13 protein-coding genes are annotated in these 18,657 nt (G+C 36.0%); 4 read left to right on the top strand and 9 right to left on the bottom strand.

What is annotated here, in order from left to right:
- Positions 1 to 151: 151 nt before the first annotated feature.
- Both rfbA and ABRY23_13910 read right to left on the bottom strand, forming a co-directional pair.
- Positions 152 to 1,015: a glucose-1-phosphate thymidylyltransferase RfbA gene (gene rfbA / locus ABRY23_13915; GenBank protein ID MFA3784151.1), complete on the bottom strand. Its 864-nt coding sequence runs from the start codon at positions 1,013 to 1,015 to the stop codon at positions 152 to 154.
- 12 nt (positions 1,016 to 1,027) lie between these two features.
- The gene (locus ABRY23_13910) at positions 1,028 to 1,795 is read right to left on the bottom strand and encodes a hypothetical protein (protein MFA3784150.1); all 768 of its coding nucleotides are present in this window, start codon (positions 1,793 to 1,795) and stop codon (positions 1,028 to 1,030) included.
- A gap of 224 nt (positions 1,796 to 2,019) precedes the next feature.
- On the opposite strand from ABRY23_13910, the gene ABRY23_13905 reads away from it, so the two are divergent.
- Complete coding sequence (locus tag ABRY23_13905) at positions 2,020 to 3,294, top strand: DNA polymerase (protein ID MFA3784149.1); 1,275 nt, start codon at positions 2,020 to 2,022, stop codon at positions 3,292 to 3,294.
- A 214-nt stretch (positions 3,295 to 3,508) separates the two neighbouring features.
- On the opposite strand, the gene ABRY23_13900 is transcribed toward ABRY23_13905, so the two are convergent.
- From ABRY23_13900 to ABRY23_13885, 4 genes are all read right to left on the bottom strand, one after another.
- Complete coding sequence (locus ABRY23_13900; protein MFA3784148.1) at positions 3,509 to 4,738, bottom strand: T9SS type A sorting domain-containing protein; 1,230 nt, start codon at positions 4,736 to 4,738, stop codon at positions 3,509 to 3,511.
- Between the two features lie 113 nt (positions 4,739 to 4,851).
- The gene (locus tag ABRY23_13895) at positions 4,852 to 6,165 is read right to left on the bottom strand and encodes a T9SS type A sorting domain-containing protein (GenBank protein MFA3784147.1); all 1,314 of its coding nucleotides are present in this window, start codon (positions 6,163 to 6,165) and stop codon (positions 4,852 to 4,854) included.
- A 2-nt stretch (positions 6,166 to 6,167) separates the two neighbouring features.
- Positions 6,168 to 8,834 carry a glycoside hydrolase family 9 protein gene (locus ABRY23_13890; GenBank protein ID MFA3784146.1) on the bottom strand — a complete coding sequence of 889 codons (2,667 nt, stop codon included), beginning with the start codon at positions 8,832 to 8,834 and terminating at the stop codon, positions 6,168 to 6,170.
- A gap of 70 nt (positions 8,835 to 8,904) precedes the next feature.
- A complete protein-coding gene (locus ABRY23_13885) occupies positions 8,905 to 11,034 on the bottom strand; it encodes a T9SS type A sorting domain-containing protein (protein MFA3784145.1) in 2,130 nt (709 codons plus the stop codon).
- 271 nt (positions 11,035 to 11,305) lie between these two features.
- Between ABRY23_13885 and ABRY23_13880 the strand changes: the two genes are divergently transcribed.
- Positions 11,306 to 11,797 (top strand): DUF6790 family protein, encoded by a 492-nt coding sequence (locus ABRY23_13880; protein MFA3784144.1) that lies wholly within the window; start codon positions 11,306 to 11,308, stop codon positions 11,795 to 11,797.
- A 144-nt stretch (positions 11,798 to 11,941) separates the two neighbouring features.
- Here the strand turns inward: ABRY23_13880 and ABRY23_13875 are convergent, their stop codons facing one another.
- The 3 genes from ABRY23_13875 to ABRY23_13865 all read right to left on the bottom strand — a co-directional run bounded on the left by ABRY23_13875 (position 11,942) and on the right by ABRY23_13865 (position 16,908).
- Positions 11,942 to 15,199: a PDZ domain-containing protein gene (locus ABRY23_13875; protein MFA3784143.1), complete on the bottom strand. Its 3,258-nt coding sequence runs from the start codon at positions 15,197 to 15,199 to the stop codon at positions 11,942 to 11,944.
- A 302-nt stretch (positions 15,200 to 15,501) separates the two neighbouring features.
- Positions 15,502 to 16,458, bottom strand: a complete 957-nt coding sequence (gene trxB / locus ABRY23_13870) for a thioredoxin-disulfide reductase (GenBank protein ID MFA3784142.1) — start codon at positions 16,456 to 16,458, stop codon at positions 15,502 to 15,504.
- An 81-nt stretch (positions 16,459 to 16,539) separates the two neighbouring features.
- Positions 16,540 to 16,908 (bottom strand): thioredoxin family protein, encoded by a 369-nt coding sequence (locus ABRY23_13865; GenBank protein MFA3784141.1) that lies wholly within the window; start codon positions 16,906 to 16,908, stop codon positions 16,540 to 16,542.
- 201 nt (positions 16,909 to 17,109) lie between these two features.
- Between ABRY23_13865 and ABRY23_13860 the strand changes: the two genes are divergently transcribed.
- Together ABRY23_13860 and ABRY23_13855 are read left to right on the top strand one after the other, a co-directional pair.
- Positions 17,110 to 17,607, top strand: a complete 498-nt coding sequence (locus ABRY23_13860) for a cupin domain-containing protein (GenBank protein ID MFA3784140.1) — start codon at positions 17,110 to 17,112, stop codon at positions 17,605 to 17,607.
- A gap of 100 nt (positions 17,608 to 17,707) precedes the next feature.
- The gene (locus ABRY23_13855) at positions 17,708 to 18,172 is read left to right on the top strand and encodes a hypothetical protein (protein MFA3784139.1); all 465 of its coding nucleotides are present in this window, start codon (positions 17,708 to 17,710) and stop codon (positions 18,170 to 18,172) included.
- Positions 18,173 to 18,657: the final 485 nt, after the last annotated feature.

Raw genomic sequence — 18,657 nt, 5'->3', positions numbered from 1 at the left:
TTCTAATAGATCTTTTTGATAGAAGGCGGATAAAAAGTCCGTGAAAACCTACCCAACGTACAAGTAGTTTGAAAGGCAGGTCCGTGTAATCCGTGTTGTCCGTGTTCTATTGTTCACAACGAACAGCATTTTATGAAAGATTTGAATTAGCTTATTCATTAAGTACATTTTTAAGATACTCCTTATAAGGAGATTCAGGAAGACTTTCAATTAGGATTGAAAATTTAGTACGACTTATAAAACCTCTTTGAAAAGCAATTTCCTCTATACAGGCAACTTTTGTTCCCTGTCTATCTTCAATAACTCCAAAAAAGTTTGATGCTTGCAAAAGTGCTTCAGGGGTACCAGTATCAAGCCATGCAACACCTCTGCCAATTCTTTCAACATAAAGTTCGTTACGTTCAAGGTAATATTTGTTAACATCAGTGATTTCCAGTTCGCCTCGTTCGGATGGTTTCAAAGTTTTAGCAATTTCTATTACTTTGTTGTCGTAAACATAAAGTCCAGGTACAGCGTAGTTGGATTTAGGTTTTTTAGGTTTCTCCTCTATTGAGACCGCCTTACCATTTTTGTCAAATTCAACAACACCGTATCGTTGTGGGTCTTTAACTTGATAAGCAAAAATTGTTGCACCTTTTTTGTTGGAACTAACTGCTTTGTAAAAAAAGTCGAGTTTACCATAAAATATATTATCCCCTAAAATTAAAGAAACAGAATCGTTGCCAATAAATTTTTCCCCTATTATAAATGCTTCGGCAATTCCATTTGGTGCTTTTTGAATTGCGTATTGAATCTGCATTCCAATTGATGAGCCGTCACCAAATAATTTTCTATAAAGCGGAATTGTTTCTTGATTTGAAATTATTAATACTTCTTTTATTCCACCTAGCATAAGCACAGATAGTGGATAATAAATTAAAGGCTTATCGTAAATAATAGTTAATTGTTTACTGTAAACTTTTGTGATGGGATAAAGCCGTGTGCCAGAACCACCTGCTAAAATTATTCCTTTCATTGAATACCAATTTTATTTGATAATTGTAATATATGCTGATTTAATTAATATTTCCTTTTCATTAAAGAGAATAAATTTGTAGTCACCAGTATTTTCAAGATTAAAATCAAAGAAAGTATACTTCCAATCTTTATTGACAAAATACCTTTTTGTAGTTACATATTCATCATACTCAACCGAATTATTTTTTTTGAGCCATACTTGTATTATTACAAGATTTGTATTAAGCGGTTTATTGTTTTCTAAAAAAATAAAAAAATTACTTCCATCCTTTGAAATCGAACGTAAATTAAAAGGCTCTATCGGCTTTTCTAAAAAAACTTTTTTACAAAAGATAACTTTGGCATTGGCATAATAAAAAGATTCAGCAAACGTAGATTCAAAATCTGATTTGCTTGCTTCCCATATTGTAATTACAATTGATGCTAGTTCTTTTCGATTATCTGCAATATATATCTTGTACCTTCCAGCTTCTTTAAATGAATAATTATAAGCAATCCACGACTTGCCCTTTTCAGCAGTTATTACTTCGCTATCAAAAGCTATTAAATGCTCTCCATCTATTTTGTCAATAAAAAGAAACAACGATTCATTTTTACTAAAGGAATACGGATTTCTATAAAGTATATAATAACTGTTCATCTGATGTGGATAAATTGTAATTTGAGGCGAAGTCCCAATCGGCTCACCGTTTTCTGTAAAGGAAGAACAAACATAAATATTCTGCGGAAATACAGAAGAGATACAAATGAAAAAAATATAGGCAAATATTTTCCTCATCTACACCTTTGATAAATCTTAATAATCTTTCAATTTCTAATTCTTAATATATACAGCTACAAGAACTATCGAAAAAAGTTGCCGTCATTTAAATTACCTTAAGCACAAAACGAATTTAAACAATTCAACAATTTTCTTTTACCTGTTACCAGCTGCTCTTGATTTTAGGGATAATTTTTTATTATTTAGTAGTGAACATTTGTTCACTATAACAAAATGTCAAAATGTCACTAAATAACTTATTTATTGATTTTAATTCATATTTTGCTTCTGTAGAGCAACAGATTAAGCCTGAGCTTCGCAACAAGCCGGTTGGAGTAGTACCTGTAATGGCAGACACCACTTGCTGTATCGCTGCAAGTTACGAAGCTAAGGCTTATGGTGTAAAAACAGGCACAATGGTCTCAGAAGCAAGAAGATTATGCCCTGATATAAAGTTCGTCGAAGCGGACCACCGAACATATATTCAATATCATAATAGACTTGTTGATAAAGTTAACGAGTGCCTTCCCGTTGACCAGGTCCTTTCTATCGATGAAATGGTCTGTAGCCTTATCGGCAAGGAAAAAAATAGAGAAAATGCAATTGAAATAGCCCTTCGTATAAAAAGAAAAATTAAAGAGGATGTTGGCGAATATCTCCGATGTTCAATTGGCATAGCACCAAATCAATTCCTTGCAAAGACTGCAACAGATATGCAAAAACCGGATGGCTTAGTAGTTATTGATAATGAAGATCTTCCACATTGTCTTTATAAACTTAATATAAATGATCTCTGCGGAATAGGAAGAAGAATGGAAATTAGGCTTCACCGACATGGTATTTACACCGTTGAAGACCTTTGTAAGGCAGATAAGTCTCTTTTAAGGAAAGTTTGGGGTGGAATTGAAGGAGAAAGAATGTATGATCAATTAAGAGGGAAAATTGTAAAACGTCCTCCTACCCATCGTACAACAATTGGGCATTCGCATGTACTTCCGCCCAGTTTAAAAAATAATGAAAGTGCTTACGCTGTGCTTCATAGATTACTACAAAAAGCGGCTATGCGGCTACGCTATTTAGGCTATTATGCTAAAGCGCTTGGTGTAATTGTAAAATATAAAATTCTATTAGAACCAGATAATTCTAAAAAAATAAAATGGAAAGACTATATAACTTTCACTGCTACTCAAAACACACTCGAATTCCTAAAAGCTCTTGATATTATGTGGAACAGAAATCCTTTTTTAAATAATGAATTATCCACTTCTATTGGTAAAAGTATTCCTATAGCAGTAGGGGTTGTTTTGTTCAATCTTTTGCCCGAAAGCAATGCTACTCTTCCTATCTTTGAAAATTTTGAAAAGAATGAATCTCTTTACAAAGCAATTGATTTGCTTAACAGACGATACGGCTACGCCTCTGTTTACTTCGGAGGTTCACATACAGCAAGAAATTCTGCTCCAATGAGAATTGCATTCACACAAATTCCTAATCTCGAAATAGAAGATGATTTATAGCCTCGTAACTTTTTTAACCGGAGTTATTTTAACAAAATTATTATTCTTTATATGCTTTTTTAATTCCGCAACATTAATCTTTTTCATTCGCAGTATTGCTTGCATAACCCTTTTAGATTTCTCAGCATCCTTATCACTCAATAATTTATTTAAGATATTTAGAATTATTTGCCACAATACACCAAATTTATCTTTCAACACCGTAATTCGTGTCTTACTTTAGCACCATCATCTTTTTAACAAGATTTACTTTTTCAGCAGTCAATCTGTAGATATACATTCCACTTGGTAAGTTTTCTGCGTTAAATTTCTTTTCGTAGTAACCAGCTTCTTGTTTTTTATCTACCAATGTTGCCACTTCTCTGCCGAGAACATCAAACACCTTCAATGTCACATGCTCTCTTTGCGGAATTGAGAAGCGAATCGTGGTAGTTGGATTAAATGGGTTAGGATAATTCTGGTATAATCGAAATTCATTTGGAAAATCATTTCGATTGTCTTCAACCGAAGTTATTGGGTTGTAGACTGGAAGAAGAGAATCCCGCATGTATTCATACACCGAGATACCTTTGTATTTACCGGTTGGTGAGGTAATACGCTTTTTGCTATCCCAGAATGTTTGACCAATAGGAAAAACAAATGTATAACCCGTCTCCTTAGGATTACTTGGATCATAAGCCTGTAATCTAGCAAGTGTAGTTAATACATCAGCTTCTTCATCTGGCGAGAGATCTAGGAACTGTTGCATCATCCGTGGAAAATCTATATAAAGAATATAACGCTGTAAATGCTTATCAGTTTTCATCAGTGACAGCGCTACCGAATCGGGACGCCAGATTACTCTCTGAGTTACTGAGTCTATTGCGCAGACGAAGGAAGCAAATGTGGGAGCTACCGAATCTGGAATATTATTAGTCGCTGTAATTGAAGAATAAGAATGAATACCTATACCAGCCCACCCTTGAGCATAAAGCGTTGATAAGATTTTGATAGCTGTCTGTTTGCCATTGTTATGGCTCAAAATTGTTCCCCAATTATCAAGGTCAAGAAAACGCTTCTCTTTCGGTACTCCGAGAGAAATTGCATTATTGTACAAAGCTTGTGCTAACGCGTAAAATTCCGACTCATTTTGTGGGTCATAAAGTTCTGAACCTAACCGCGGATAATAAACCCTTCCCTTTATTGCTTGATAAAGCCATGAACCAATAGAGCCAGCCGGAAAACCTCCAGCACCTTCTGCTTCTTGCCAATTTACCATGTTACCGCTTCTATCACGGTATTGCAATGGGGCATTCAAATTCGAGATAGGATTATTATAAAGTCTATCAAGAACATCAGGATTGAGTTCTTTAATCATAATTAAAACACTATCTGGCGTTTCATACTCCCTGCCGTTTTGACCATCAAAGCCCCACGAAGGCGGTGAAGAACGCCCATCCAGCACTTGAACGCGTATAAATCGGTTGCCTGATGGTGCGATATGGAGATTCTGGGAAAAGAGACCGGATGCAACAAAAAACTGAGAAAACAATCCTGCAAAAACTATTACATATAACCTCATTTCACAACCTCCATTTTTCTTTGTTCAACAAAACTTCCTGCTTGCAAGCGGTAAAAATACACACCGCTGGGCAAGCTGCTGGCATCATAGACAACCGAATACTCACCCGCATTTAATTCCCCATCCACCAATGTCGCCACTTCTCTGCCGAGGATGTCAAAGACTTTTAACGTTACATGCTCACGTCGCGGAAGCGAGAAGCGAATCGTGGTGCTCGGATTGAAAGGGTTAGGATAGTTTTGCTGGAGAACAAACCCGGAAAATTTGGAAGTGCTTTCTTCCTGTACACTCGTCACTGTTGCGATGTAGTCTTTGTAGGCTGAGTAAATGGCTGTGGGTGAATAATCGGGTTTCCTGAATAATCCCCATACAGTAGAATCAGGACCCCATGCGGTAAAGTCCGAAAGATTAAACCAGAAGATCTTTTCAGAACCTAATGAGCGTAGGTAATTAAGCCACGGTCGTAGCGAATCAGCAGCTCGTTGCTCGGTATTGTTGGGCAAAAGAGAGCGCCAGTTGTTCGTCTCCGTGACCCAAATAGAAGCCAATTTTCCATATTGGTTAAGCACACTGCGAACCTTTTGGATAGGTGTATCCGCGTAGCGATAGAAATGCACGTTCATGATATCAAAATAATCTACTGCCCCTCGCGCCATCACACTATCAATGAAAAGACTTTTGGGAAGTTGTCCAACTTCTGATGTTAAACCCGCAAAAACGACTTTTGCCGAAGAATCTCGTTGTTTTATTGTACGATATGCTGTGCGAAGAAGTTCAACATATCGGATATGCTTTGTTCCAAACTGAGGGACATACATAAACCCACCATCAGGTTCGTTCCATATCTCCCAATGAGAGATATAATTTTTGAATTTGCTTACGGTAGAGTCAACATAGGTCATCCATTCCAGAGTATCTTTTGGGACATAATACGGAATAAGCTGAGGGTCTGTTCCCGGTGGTGCTGAAGATGCCCACTGTGGAACTTTGTAGAGCAAGCCAAGGATATTGATGTTGTAAGAACGCAGAATAGAAAGCCTCGCTTCCCAGTCTCCCCAGTTCCATTGACCTTTGCTCGATTCAACATCCATCCAAGGAATCACAATCCGTACCCATCGCACGCCTGCAGAGTCAAGCATTTTAGCCACACGATCAAGCGTGGGTAGCGAGACATTGGAAAGTTCACTGGCATGCACACCAAAGTTACTACTTTGTGCAAATGAATTACCAGTTGCAAGAATGACTGCGACGAGCCAAAGGAAATATCTCCTGAGTCTTTTCATTTCGCTATAGTCGCTGTCGAAATTCAATCTTATTTCACCACCACCATTTTGATTCTTTGAACTGCATTACCAGCTTTCATTTGTGCAAAATAAACACCGCTGGGAATCCCTTCGGCGTTGAAGTTTACAGAATGTTTGCCAGCGTTTAATTCTCTATCTACCAACGTTGCTACTTCTCTGCCAAGTACATCGAACACTTTCAGTGTTACATTCTCTCTTTGCGAGAGTGAGAATGGAATTGTGGTGGATGGGTTAAATGGGTTTGGGTAGTTTTGTTCAAGTCGAAATGTTTCGGTGAAGAAAATCGATTCTGAAATTCCAGTAGAAATAGATGGAACAAGTGAATATAGTGCATAAACCAATCTAGCATTAAAATCAATGGCTGGTTCATTTTGAAAAGGGTTGTATGGTAAATCTGCATACCTTTTAGGCCAAATAGTGCAAGGTTCGAAGTAAATCGAAAATAAATAATCTGGATCATTGGTATCGGTAGAATATAGAGGAATAGATTTGGCACCTATGGTTGAATTTCCCATAGGTCCGCCTACAAGAGCGCCTGGCATCACATCCATATAAGCATCGTTTTTGGTTTGCAGATGATTAATATTAACAGGAAATTTGCAGCCATATCCAGTAACAAATGAATAATCAACAATATTTTTTCCAAGAATGTAATCTACATTCTTAACGATGGTATTTAGATATCTTGAATCACCGGTTAATTCAAATGCTTTTTTTAAAATAGGAGCATTATTTAAAAAACTGGGACAATTATCCCACGTTCTTGGATTGAATGAGAAAAATTCTTTATTTGTACGAGAACGAATGGTATCTGCCTGACTAATAAGCCAGTTCATAAGTTGAGATTTAATTATATAATCCGGGTTAGCAGCTTCCAAGTAAGATAGGAATCCTATCCACACATTATGGCGATGGTACGGCATAGATGGGCAACTTCCATCCAGATGGTAATGTGAATAATATCCTGGGTCTAAGAATACATTATTGCAATATGTATAATTTGTCTCGAAAAAGTTTTTTGCGGAAATGTTATTAAATGTTCTGAACATTTCAGCCGCTGCCCACAATCTTTCATCTATATCCGGATACTGTTCATACTCTGCAGTTTTTATATATGAACCTTTAGGAGTGTTGACAAGGTCAAGTGTATATTGTGAGTGACTTTGCAGATAACCCCAAGCATTATTAGCAGCTACGGCAGTTTGCTGTGCAAGATTCTGATAGTAGGGAATTGTGCTAAACACTCTGTAGAGGTAGCACATTGCAGCTATAAAACCTGCTGTCGAAATGGTTGTAATTGGTGTTAGATACCTTGTTTGCAATTCTGTATGAGGCAATGAGTATACATTCCACTGTGCTGTACTAACTTTTGAATGAACTCCTCCAAATGAAGAACTATTAATATTGGTATCCTGCATTTTGAGTAGAAATTTGGTATTGTAAGCTAATTCATCCACAATATCAGGTATACCATTACCACTTTCAGAAATATCATTTTGGTCATCAAACGCTTCTGGATTTTCAAGATATGATTTGGCAAGAAAAGCTGTTGTAAGAGCATTATTAAACGTATATTTAACGTAGTCGCCTGCATCATGCCAGCCACCTAATACGTCTTTAAACCCTATTGGATTAAAAAGGGTATCTCTTACATCAGCATTAGCATCCTGCAAATGACAAGCAGGATGTGCAAGGTTGCCCGCGTATTGAGACATTGTTGCATGACCACAACGCTGGTAATAGAAAAATTTAAGTGCATCTTTCCGCAACTGATTATAAATATCGTTGCTAATGGTAAATGGATGTGATATATACCCCTTGTCAGTTAAAATATAATAATTTCCCGGGATGTTAAAATCACTAAAATCCAATCCCCATATTGTATCTCTCACACTGATACAAGGATTTCCAGGGAGCAAATCAGGATAGGGTCCAAATTCCAAACAATTACCTGTAAAAACAGTATTGCCAGTAGAAACATCTTTTACAGAAAACTGATTACATGGATCCACACTGCGAGCTTCTTTGGAATAACCTATTATATATCCTACTTGATTAGTTCTTATAAAATGTTCTTCTACATAACCTGCAGGCTCTCCAACATAGACATCATCGATCCAGATCTCTGTCCCATCAGTGACTTCACCAAAGAAAAAAGCCACTTCAATATTAGAGGTTGTTACATCATTGTAAAAATGAATTTTGCAGTATTGCTGCCATTGATTAGTAGCAACAATATCTAATTTGTTAAATGCAATTATCCAATTCCATTGTGGGGAGGCTTTACGTACAGCAGCCTCAAAATTTACCGGTTGGGTACTGTTTGTTCTTACGCGGAACGTCAATACGTAGGGACGCCCTTGTACTAAGCTGCCATTCATTGCACCACGAATAAAAGTTCTCCAATTGTATTGCTGTGTGCAAGAAAGGTAATTATTATTCACAGTTATTTTTATTGCATTACCGTTGTATGAAACTTTTGATAGGGAAGTATCTGAGCATGCATACGTTCCTTTCTGAAGCATCCAACCTTGTAGCCCAAAATTGAAATCTGAATTTATTACTAGATTAGTATTCTCCTTTAATGCACACTGAGCATAAATAATAGGAGCGCTTTGGGAAATTAATATTACCTGGGTTATGATGAGAATTATAGTTTTTATATTTGGTACCATTTTTATTATTCTCTATTTGTTTCTTATTACAGTAAATCAATAAAGACGATACCAAAACAAACTAATCTTTTCATTTCACCACCACCATTTTTCTTTGTTGAACATAACCTCCCGTTTGCAAGCGGTAAAAATACACACCGCTGGGCAAGCTGCTGGCATCAAAGACAACCGAATGCTCACCGGGGTTTAACTCACCATCTACCAATATTGCCACTTCTCTGCCGAGGATGTCAAAGACTTTTAACGTTACATGCTCACGTTGTGGAAGTGAGAAGCGAATGGTTGTTGATGGGTTAAACGGGTTTGGGTAATTCTGGTAAAGAGTAAAAAATTGAGGTATCTTTTCCTCGTCTTCATTTACACTTGTTACTTGTGAGAGAGAACGCCTCCAAACACCAGCATCTTCTGTCCCAACATAAAGATAAGCATTAGTATGAGCAAAAGTTCGAATATTTTGTGTGGTTAAACCAGCGCTGATATCGACCCATGTTCCACCATAATCAGTTGAGCTAAAAACACTGCCACCGAGACTCCCATAAGTACCAGCAAACAAGGTTGAATCAACAACATCTAATGTAAGAACAATTTTTTTCTGAAGTCCTGATAAAGTCCAAGTTACTCCATTGTCTGATGATCGATAGACACCATTATCAGTAGCAACAAAGATGTATTGTCCTAAAACAGCAAAAGACCAAATGTTTTTGTTGTCTAAGCCATTATTAGATTGCCACCAGGTATTGCCGTTATCGGTAGAACGGTATATTCCATTAGAGACTGTTCCCGCAAATACGATTGTTCCCACTGTCTTCAAAGCACGTACCTGATTGCCTGTTAACCCAGCATATTGCCAGGTATTACCCTTGTCTGAAGAACGATAGATTCCATGACTATAAGTGCCAACAAGTATATTTGAACCTGAGATTGTTAGGGATTGGGTATATAAATCGCCCAAACCATTGTTGACAGCGGTCCATGATAAAAGTCCGTAATCACTTCGAAAAACACCTTGACCAAAAGTTCCAGCAAATATGGTTGTATCAGAAGTAACAGCTAATGTTCTTACGTAAGATGTCGGAAGTCTGCTTAATCCCCCACTCCAGCCTTGAGAATATTCATAAAAAATATGAATGCCATTGCCCCATGTAGCAGTTACTAACTGAGTCCCCAGTACAGCTTGGGTATTAAGTGGCATCAAAGATAAAACATCTAACTTTTTCCCTAACCTTATCCAATTAGCTCCATTATCGTTGGAAAGGTAAACACCAGAGCCCCAGCCACCAGCGAATATATTTGTTCCATTAACAAAAAGAGCAGTAATATTAGAAGTCAATCCACTATTCACATTAACCCAATTTTGTCCGTTGTTAGTAGAAAGAAATACTCCTCCTCCGTAGGTGCCGGCAAAGAGGTTTAAGCCAGACACAGCTAAACATCTCACATCCCCATTTGTTAGATTGGCATTCACTGATGTCCATGTCAAACCATTATCGGTTGATCGGAAAACTCCGCCATTTGTACCAGCAAAAATATCTGTACCCAGAACAGCAAAAGACGACACAAGATGATTTGCAACACCAGCAAATGTCCAGCTTGTACCATTATTAGTCGAACGGTAAACACCTGCATTAGCACCTCCAGCACCAGCAAAAAGAATACCTTCTTTAACAATCAACGAGTAAATCAACAGGCTATTTAATCCAGTATTGACTTCAGCCCAGTTAACTCCATTATTAGTGGAACGAAAAACTCCTCCACCTGCAGTTCCTGCGTAGATATCACCGTTTGAAGTGCCCACAATTGTCCAAACGTTCAAGTTCGCCAACCCAGAATTGCTTTGCGTCCAACTCATTCCATTATCTGTAGAAACAAACACACCACTTGTGGTCGCAGCAAACAATCTTGTGCCCACTTGAACAATTGTGCGTGTTGAAGTATGCGGTCCATTATCAACAAAAATCCAACTGTTACCATTATCACTCGATTGCCAAATTCCATCTGTTGTACTGCATAATAGATTTGAACCACTAATAGTAAGTCCTTGAACATTTGCAGTAAAGAATGGTCCGTCAGTTTGAACCCATTGGGCGGTAACTGGAAATGAAATTATTAGTATAGTAAATACGAACAGCAAACACCATTGATTGAAGCCTCTTACTATTTCTACTGTTAAGTTATATGCACCACTATTTAATTTATTCATTTTAGAACCTCCATTTTTCTTTGTTGAATGGCGCTTTTTGCTCCACTAGTCTGTAATTAATAAAAACACATCTATCTATTATCATTTTTTTGCCAAGCATTTCAAAGACCTTTGGTATTATTTTATTATTTTCATTTGTTAGATTCAAGCAGTCTGCATGTTAAAAAAATCACAAGTTTACCGTAAAAAGGAATACTTAAAAAAGTGATAATTTTTAAAAAACTTTTTATTTTATAATGATAACTTCCAACCACAAAGAGGGATTAAGAAAATGACAATGTTCATCACTTTGATAGGTATCATCCTACCTATAGTACATTTATTCATCTCCAAAATTCCTAGAACGAAGGAGCGCGTTTTAACTGTATTGCTTCTTTATTCTTTTATTTTTCACGTTGGAGTTTTAGGTTTTCTTTTGGGCTTTATTCCGCATGTGTTTTTTGCAGATGCTACTGCTAAAAGTATTGGCTGGCAGCCGGGCAGCCCATTTCAGTTTGAAGTAGGTTTTCACGATGGCGCTTGGGGAATTCTTGGCTTCCTCTGTATATGGATAAGAGGAACTTTTTGGATCGCTACAGGCGTCGGCTGGTCATTTTTTATGTTGGGTGCAACCTATGGCCACATTAGAGAAACAGTTTTGCACGGTAATTATGCAACTTATAATTTCTTCATGATTTTTGTTGATGCATTTATAGCAATCTATCTATTATTACTTTTGTACTTATACTTTAGAACAAGAAAAGATTTGTTAAAAGCATCATAATATTTTCTTTGAGAAAATTCGCAAACAAACTTAAGAACATTTACTCTTAATCAATTTATTTAGATTGTTATTGTGAGAGGTTAACCAAAAAGTCTTAGAAATACTATAATTTTTGGCTAACCTCTTTTTTGTTTGATAAAAATTCTATCTTTTTTCGTAAGGAGGCTGCTTAGGATTAACAGGCGGATTTTCTTTCAACAGTTTAAGTATTTCTTGAATTGCCTTTTCAAGCTGAACATCAACTCCTCTCGAAAGCATTCCGGGATCTTCAGGTACTTCAATATCTGGGTCAACGCCGTGCCCTTCTTTAAACCATTTCCCATCTGGGTCGTACATTCTAAAAGTTGGGACTGTAATATTTCCGCCATCAATTAAAGTTGGAGCTCCTGTAATTCCAATCAATCCACCCCAAGTTCTGCTGCCAATAAGTGGACCAAGGTTAGCTTTTCTAAAATAATCTGGGAAAGCATCGCCGCCGGAGCCACTCCAGCCGTTTATTAACATTACCTTAGGACCAAAATTTGCAACTGGAGGCCACTGCCAATTTTTACCATCTCTTACAGCCCAAAATGCAAGTGGTTTTCTATTAAGCAACTCAATAAAACGATCCGGTATTTGACCACCATTATTAAATCGTTCGTCAATGATTAATCCTTGTTTGTTAAACTGGGCATAAAATTGCCTTATTAATTCATTCTGCCCATCAATGCCGGTACTCGGAACATAAATGTAACCGATTTTGCCTTCTGTAGCTTCATCTACTCTTCTACGATTAGATTCAATCCATTCAAGATTTCGCAACCTTGTTTCGCTATCCAGTGTTTTTACTATAATATTCCAAGCACCGTCAAGTGAAGGTTTATTGTTGATTGTAAGCTCTATTGTTTTATTGGCTAATCCTTCAAATGCTGCATAAGGGTCTTTACTTGTATCCAACGAAACACCGTTCACAGCCAAAATATAATCACCTTCTTTTACTTTTAATCCCGAAGACAAAAGTGGAGAGCGTACCTCTGTATCCCAAGGTGCACCATTTACAATTCTTTTGATTCTGTAGGCTCCATCTTTTAATTCCCAATCGATGCCAAGATAACCCACAGCTCTGTGCAACGGCTGCTCTTCATCACCGCCTGAGCGATAAGTATGAGAAGAGCTTAATTCAGCAATTAATTCTCCAATTATGAAATTAACATCTGTTCTTGTTACAGCATTTTCAATTAAAGCACCATATTGTTTTTTCATGGCGTTCCAATCCACACCGTGCATATTTTTATCATAAAAGAAATCTCTTTCTATTCTCCAGACATCATTAAAAATTTGTCTCCATTCTTTGCGAGGCACAACTGTCATTTCAAGCTGGTTTGTAGGAAGTTTCTTTTCGGCTTTTTGGTCAGGAGCTACATCTACAATTGAAAACGAATTCTGTTTGGCAAATAGAATTTTTTTGCCGTCTGCAGAAAGCTGGTAGGAATCAGCATCATTAATTATTGTTTTCTCTTCGCGTTTATCTAAATCGTAATACATTATTGGCTTCTTCTTTTCTTCAGAACCTTTATTTGGCATTTTGTGATAAATAATTTTTCCAGACACAGCTTGCAAATTTGAATAATTACCAGCTGATGGTGGAAGGATTACAACTCGCTGTTCAAATCCATCGAAATCAATCTTTGTTTCTTTTGATTTTTGCTCTTCTTTTTTGCCTTCTTTATTCTTTTCACTTTTCTTTTCATCACTTTTTTTCTCTTCATCTTTTTTTACCGAAACAGAATCATTTTTGGGAAAAGTTGGAGAAGGTATATCTTTTGTAAGTGTTACTGCTGCAATTTGTGTTGCATTCGGATAAATCCATGTGTTATCAAAATCGCTATAAACAGGGCTAAAATTTCTGTTTGTTAAAAAGAACAAATATTTTCCTTCGGGGTCGAAAGCGGGATTAGAATCATTATAGTAACCAGAGGTTACCTGGTAAGATTTTTCATCTTTTGTATCGTAGATTGCGATTGCTTCTGATCTATTATCTAGTTCTTTTGAGTAAGCAATGTAGCGACTATCGGGCGACCAACTGACAGCAAAGTTTTCTAAAGCTCCTTCGTACATCCATTTTTGTTTATCTACTTTTTGTGTTTTGTTTTTGTTTATATCATAAACATAAATTGTCATTGTCTGATCAATAAAGGCAAGTTGTTTACTGTTTGGCGACCAATAAATTTTATATCTAAATCCATTATCAAACGAAGTTAGGGTCTTTTCTTTAGTAGGATTTTCAACATCACGAATAGTTAACTGATATTCGCCGCTTTTGTCACTAAAATAAGCAATATATTTTCCGTCAGGTGACCATGATGGATACCTTTCAGCTGCGCCGGATGATTGAGTTAAATTTATAACTGGACCATTTTCTGCCGGCACAGAAAATATTTCTCCTCTTGCTTCAAATAATGCTCGGCTGCCATTATATGATATTGAATAATTTTCTATCAGTTTCTCCACATTTTCACTTCTTGCCATCAAAGTAGCCTCATCAGTTACAACATTTATTTTTACTTCATGATATTTTTCAGTTGATAAGTTAAGCAGATACAAAAGACCGCCAGCTTCAAATACAATTTCGTTATTCCCGATAGATGGGAAGTGAACATCAAAATCGGAAAAATCAGTAATTTGTTTCGTTTGCTTAGTAGAAATATCATAGCACCAAATGTTGTTTCTTTTATTTACACCACGATCAGAAAGAAAGTAAATTTTATTCCCAGACCACATTGGGATTTCGTCGTTAGCAGGATTATTAGTAATGTTTTCCGAAGTTTTTTTCTCCAAATCAAAAATATAAATATCTGCTGCCATTCCACCTTCGTATCTTTTCCAGGTTCTGAAAGCACGGGTGCGAATTGTAAAAGCAATTTTTTTTCCATCTGGCGAAAGTGAACCGAACTCTGCATAAGGCAAAGGTAACTTTTCGGGCAATCCTCCATCTTTAGAAACTTTATAAAATTGGTTAAATCGTTGCTTACCGCTTTCTCTTGACGATGCAAAAAGCAGACTTTTCCCATCAGGATACCAATCAATTAATCTATCTGCCATGCCGTGGTAAGTTATTCTTTTTGGCATTCCACCTAATGAAGAGATAACATAGACATCAACATTACCATCATAATTTCCACTAAATGCTAATTGAGAACCATCGGGAGAAAAGCGAGCAAATTCTTCATTCCCTTTAGCAGTAGTAATTCTTTGTGCTGTACCCCCTTCTTTAGGTACAATCCAAATGTCGCCGCCATAGGTAAATGCTATGTACCTTTGAGATACATCTGGATACTGAAACATTCGAGCACTTACTTGAGCGTTTGTTTCGTAAACGAATGAAAAAATTAAACAAAAAAAGATCCTTAAAAGTCTGTTCATTTTACTTTCCACCCTTTATTTATTAAAATTCTTTTGAGAAGTTAATAAAAATCTCTATCTGCTAAATAGAAAAAAATTATTGTGGATTGTAAAAAATTTATTAGCAGTGAACATATGAGTTAACTTAAATTAAACATAGGGCGAGTTAAAAGAGGGTTAACAACCTTTAAAAAATCCCCAAGAATCCTCCGTAAAATACACGGGGCAAGCTGTGTTGTCGGTATTCCATTAACACAGCGATAAAACTCTGATGGAACAGCGCAGATATCTCTTTTTTTTCATTATAAATGTCTGTCAAAGAGTCAGCTATCAGCTTCATCAGCAACCAATTCAGCCTTTTCGAATTTATTTAAGTACTCAGCGGCGCTCAAAGCTGCAATGGTTCCATCGCCCACTGCAGTAGTAACCTGTCGATAACGTTTTGCTATTGAATCACCAGCTGCAAAAACTCCTGGAATATTAGTAGCCAAGTTTTTATCGACAATAATTTCTTTATACTGATTTAATTCAAGAATTCCCTCAAACATTTCAGTGTTTGGCACATAACCAATAAAAATGAACACTCCATCAACATTTTTTTCTGAAACATCACCAGTTCTCTGATTTTGAATTTTCACACTACTAAGTTTTTCATCACCTATAAATTCGATAATTTTCGATTCCATTATAAAATTTATTTTAGGATTATTTTTTGCTTCTGTTACATAATGTTCAAATGCTTGGAAATGGTCGAACTGATGAACTATAGTAACTTTAGATGCATATTTTGTTAATGATACAGCTTCTTCCAAAGCTGAGTTACCGCCGCCCACTACAATTATTTCTTTATCCTGAAAGAAATCACCGTCACAAGTAGCACAATATGAAATTCCTTTTCCTTTAAACTCATCTTCTCCTGGAACGCCAAGTGCTCTAGGTCGACCGCCAGTAGCTATAATCACAACATCTGCAGAATAAATATTCTTATCATTAACAACGAAAGATTTGGGGGTTGAGTTTAAGTCAATTGAAGTAATTTTTATATTACTTTTAATTGAGCATCCAAACTTTAGTGCCTGCTGTTTCATATTTCTTGCAAGTTCATAGCCGCTTATGCTCTCGATGCCGGGATAATTTGCAATTTCGTGAGTAAGCACCATTTGACCGCCTACAGCACCTTCATTAAGAATTAATGTTTTAACTTTTGCTCTGGATAAATAAATTCCTGTAGTTAAACCCGCGGCGCCTGCACCAATAATAATAGCATCGTAATGATTCATTTTTTCATCCCTTAATTATAAACATAACAGAGCACTAATAATTCAGCATAGACAAATTTACTATTAGTGCTCACTTAAGATTTATTTCTCGGCTGTTTCGTTTACCTTTTTACCAAAATATTGATCTAAGATTGATGTTATTTGTTCACGATTTTGGATACTGCTTGTTGCCTTTACAACTTTACCATTTTTATAATAAACGACAAATGGAAGCCCGGCAAAATTTCTGCATTCAGGTAAATTTCTAATTACTCTTGCATCAGGAATATCAAACTCCATATCAGCAAATTTAACATGCGGATATTCAGTTTCTAATTCTTCCATTACCTCATAAACAGGTATGCACATTGGACCCATTCTTCCGCAGCATACCATTACATTTTCATTTTCCTGCAAAAGTTTAGTGTGTTCATTTTCAGAAAGAATATGAGTAAGATTTGTTCTAAGCATTTGCTTCTCCTTAATTTAATGAACCAATAATTAAACAACTTTTTGTACAAGTAAGATGAAAACAAACTAAGATTGGATTCAAAGAATAGCAGACAAAACTTTTTGTTTATTATCAGCAGTTAGTATTAGTAAAGTTTGGAAAGGAAATTTGAAGGTAATAATAAAAAATTCTTATTATTTAATAAAAGATTTAAGTTAATCATGCATCAGAAGTCAAGAGAGTACATTAGAGAACTAATGCTAGAAAGGCATGTAGAAGGCGGTTACTATCGGGAAACTTATCGTGGAGAAGAAATACTTTTCACTAAAAATACTCTATCAAAAAAATTAAAACGAAGAAGCACATCAACACTAATTTATTTCTTACTAGATGGTAATGACAAGTCACACTTTCACAAATTAAAATCTGATGAAATTTGGCATTTTTACGATGGATGCGATATAAAGCTTTATTCAATAGATAAAAAAGGAAATTTAAGCGAGCAAATACTTGGCAAGAAAAGCAAAAACTTTCAGGTAATAATCCCAAAAAACACTTGGTTTGCTGCAGAACTAACAAATAAAAAATTATTTGCTTTGGTAGGTTGTACAGTATCACCTGGATTTGATTACAAAGATTTTGAAATTGGCAAAAGGGAAGAACTTATTAATCAGTATCCAAATTACAAATCAATAATAAAAAAATTCACTAAGTGTTAAGAGATTTTATGATAAGTAATAGCCAACAAGTAAAATTTTTAGTATAGATTTACTTCATAGGAAAAGATTCCTAAAAAATAAAGGATAACTAAAGTTTTCTATGACACAGATTAATAAAGAGGAAGTTCTAAAAAAATTATTATCAAAAAAATATGGAGGAGAATATATGAAAGGAACAGCTTATGTAAAAAAAGCACTTAATAGCATATTAGATAGCTGGATACAAGGTGAAAATGGCGAAGGAATGTATAAATATTCTGGTGGTTATTGGGAAGTTTTATTACCCTTATTTAAAAAATATGTACCCGAGAAGTTGAAAAGTTATGAAAACATGTTATGTGAAGAATTTGATTATACGAATGAACGGGTAAGAAAATTATTAGACAGTGGGGACGAAGAACAAAACGTTCGTAATGCTATCAAGTATATAAACTATCGTATTGATAGCATGGCAGGTGCAAACGATTTTCATTACATCGAAGATGAAAATGGTGAAGATATACCATATATTCCTAATATGTACATAGACATTAACGACCATTTTGACAGGGAGTATGATTCATGAATAGCTGCAATTTGCCCTACTTTTGGCAGCAGATAGTCAAATTTTTTCCCTGTCCGCTTGAAATGTAATGTAGGCGGATTTGTCATATTGTAACCAAGTCTCCTGCTATGCGGGCACATAGCAGGAGGGAAAAAAGTGGGTGGTGCGGTAGGAGATATGGTGGGACAGTTATTTCATCAAAATCATTTTTTTTGTTTCTACATACGGCACAAGCTTAATAGGTATTGCAGTACTTACAAAAACGAAAAAATCATGTATATACTCTCCAGATGCTGAAAATGCTGCAAACTCATATTCATGCCCTGGCATTGAGTGGGTATTAATGCGGGGGGTTATTCAGAAACAGCTTTGTCAATTAAGAAAACTGCAAAATCGCTGTTTTCTAACAACGCTGCTCTTAAGACTTACTGCACTTAGGTTGTATTGCTAAATGGAATATGCAATAGATTGATTATACTGAAATTCACCTCCGCTGTTTAGGTTAT

The organism is Melioribacteraceae bacterium 4301-Me, from assembly GCA_041538185.1.
GTDB lineage: Bacteria > Bacteroidota > Ignavibacteria > Ignavibacteriales > Melioribacteraceae > Pyranulibacter > Pyranulibacter aquaticus.
This window is presented reverse-complemented; position numbering and strand designations above follow the sequence as displayed.

Coding starts and splice junctions, on each gene's coding strand:
- rfbA (MFA3784151.1), bottom strand. CDS start 1,015: ATGAAAGGAATAATTTTAGCAGGTGGTTCTGGCACACGGCTTTATCCC.
- ABRY23_13910 (MFA3784150.1), bottom strand. CDS start 1,795: ATGAGGAAAATATTTGCCTATATTTTTTTCATTTGTATCTCTTCTGTA.
- ABRY23_13905 (MFA3784149.1), top strand. CDS start 2,020: ATGTCACTAAATAACTTATTTATTGATTTTAATTCATATTTTGCTTCT.
- ABRY23_13890 (MFA3784146.1), bottom strand. CDS start 8,834: ATGGTACCAAATATAAAAACTATAATTCTCATCATAACCCAGGTAATA.
- ABRY23_13885 (MFA3784145.1), bottom strand. CDS start 11,034: ATGAATAAATTAAATAGTGGTGCATATAACTTAACAGTAGAAATAGTA.
- ABRY23_13880 (MFA3784144.1), top strand. CDS start 11,306: ATGACAATGTTCATCACTTTGATAGGTATCATCCTACCTATAGTACAT.
- ABRY23_13875 (MFA3784143.1), bottom strand. CDS start 15,199: ATGAACAGACTTTTAAGGATCTTTTTTTGTTTAATTTTTTCATTCGTT.
- trxB (MFA3784142.1), bottom strand. CDS start 16,458: ATGAATCATTACGATGCTATTATTATTGGTGCAGGCGCCGCGGGTTTA.
- ABRY23_13865 (MFA3784141.1), bottom strand. CDS start 16,908: ATGCTTAGAACAAATCTTACTCATATTCTTTCTGAAAATGAACACACT.
- ABRY23_13860 (MFA3784140.1), top strand. CDS start 17,110: ATGCATCAGAAGTCAAGAGAGTACATTAGAGAACTAATGCTAGAAAGG.
- ABRY23_13855 (MFA3784139.1), top strand. CDS start 17,708: ATGACACAGATTAATAAAGAGGAAGTTCTAAAAAAATTATTATCAAAA.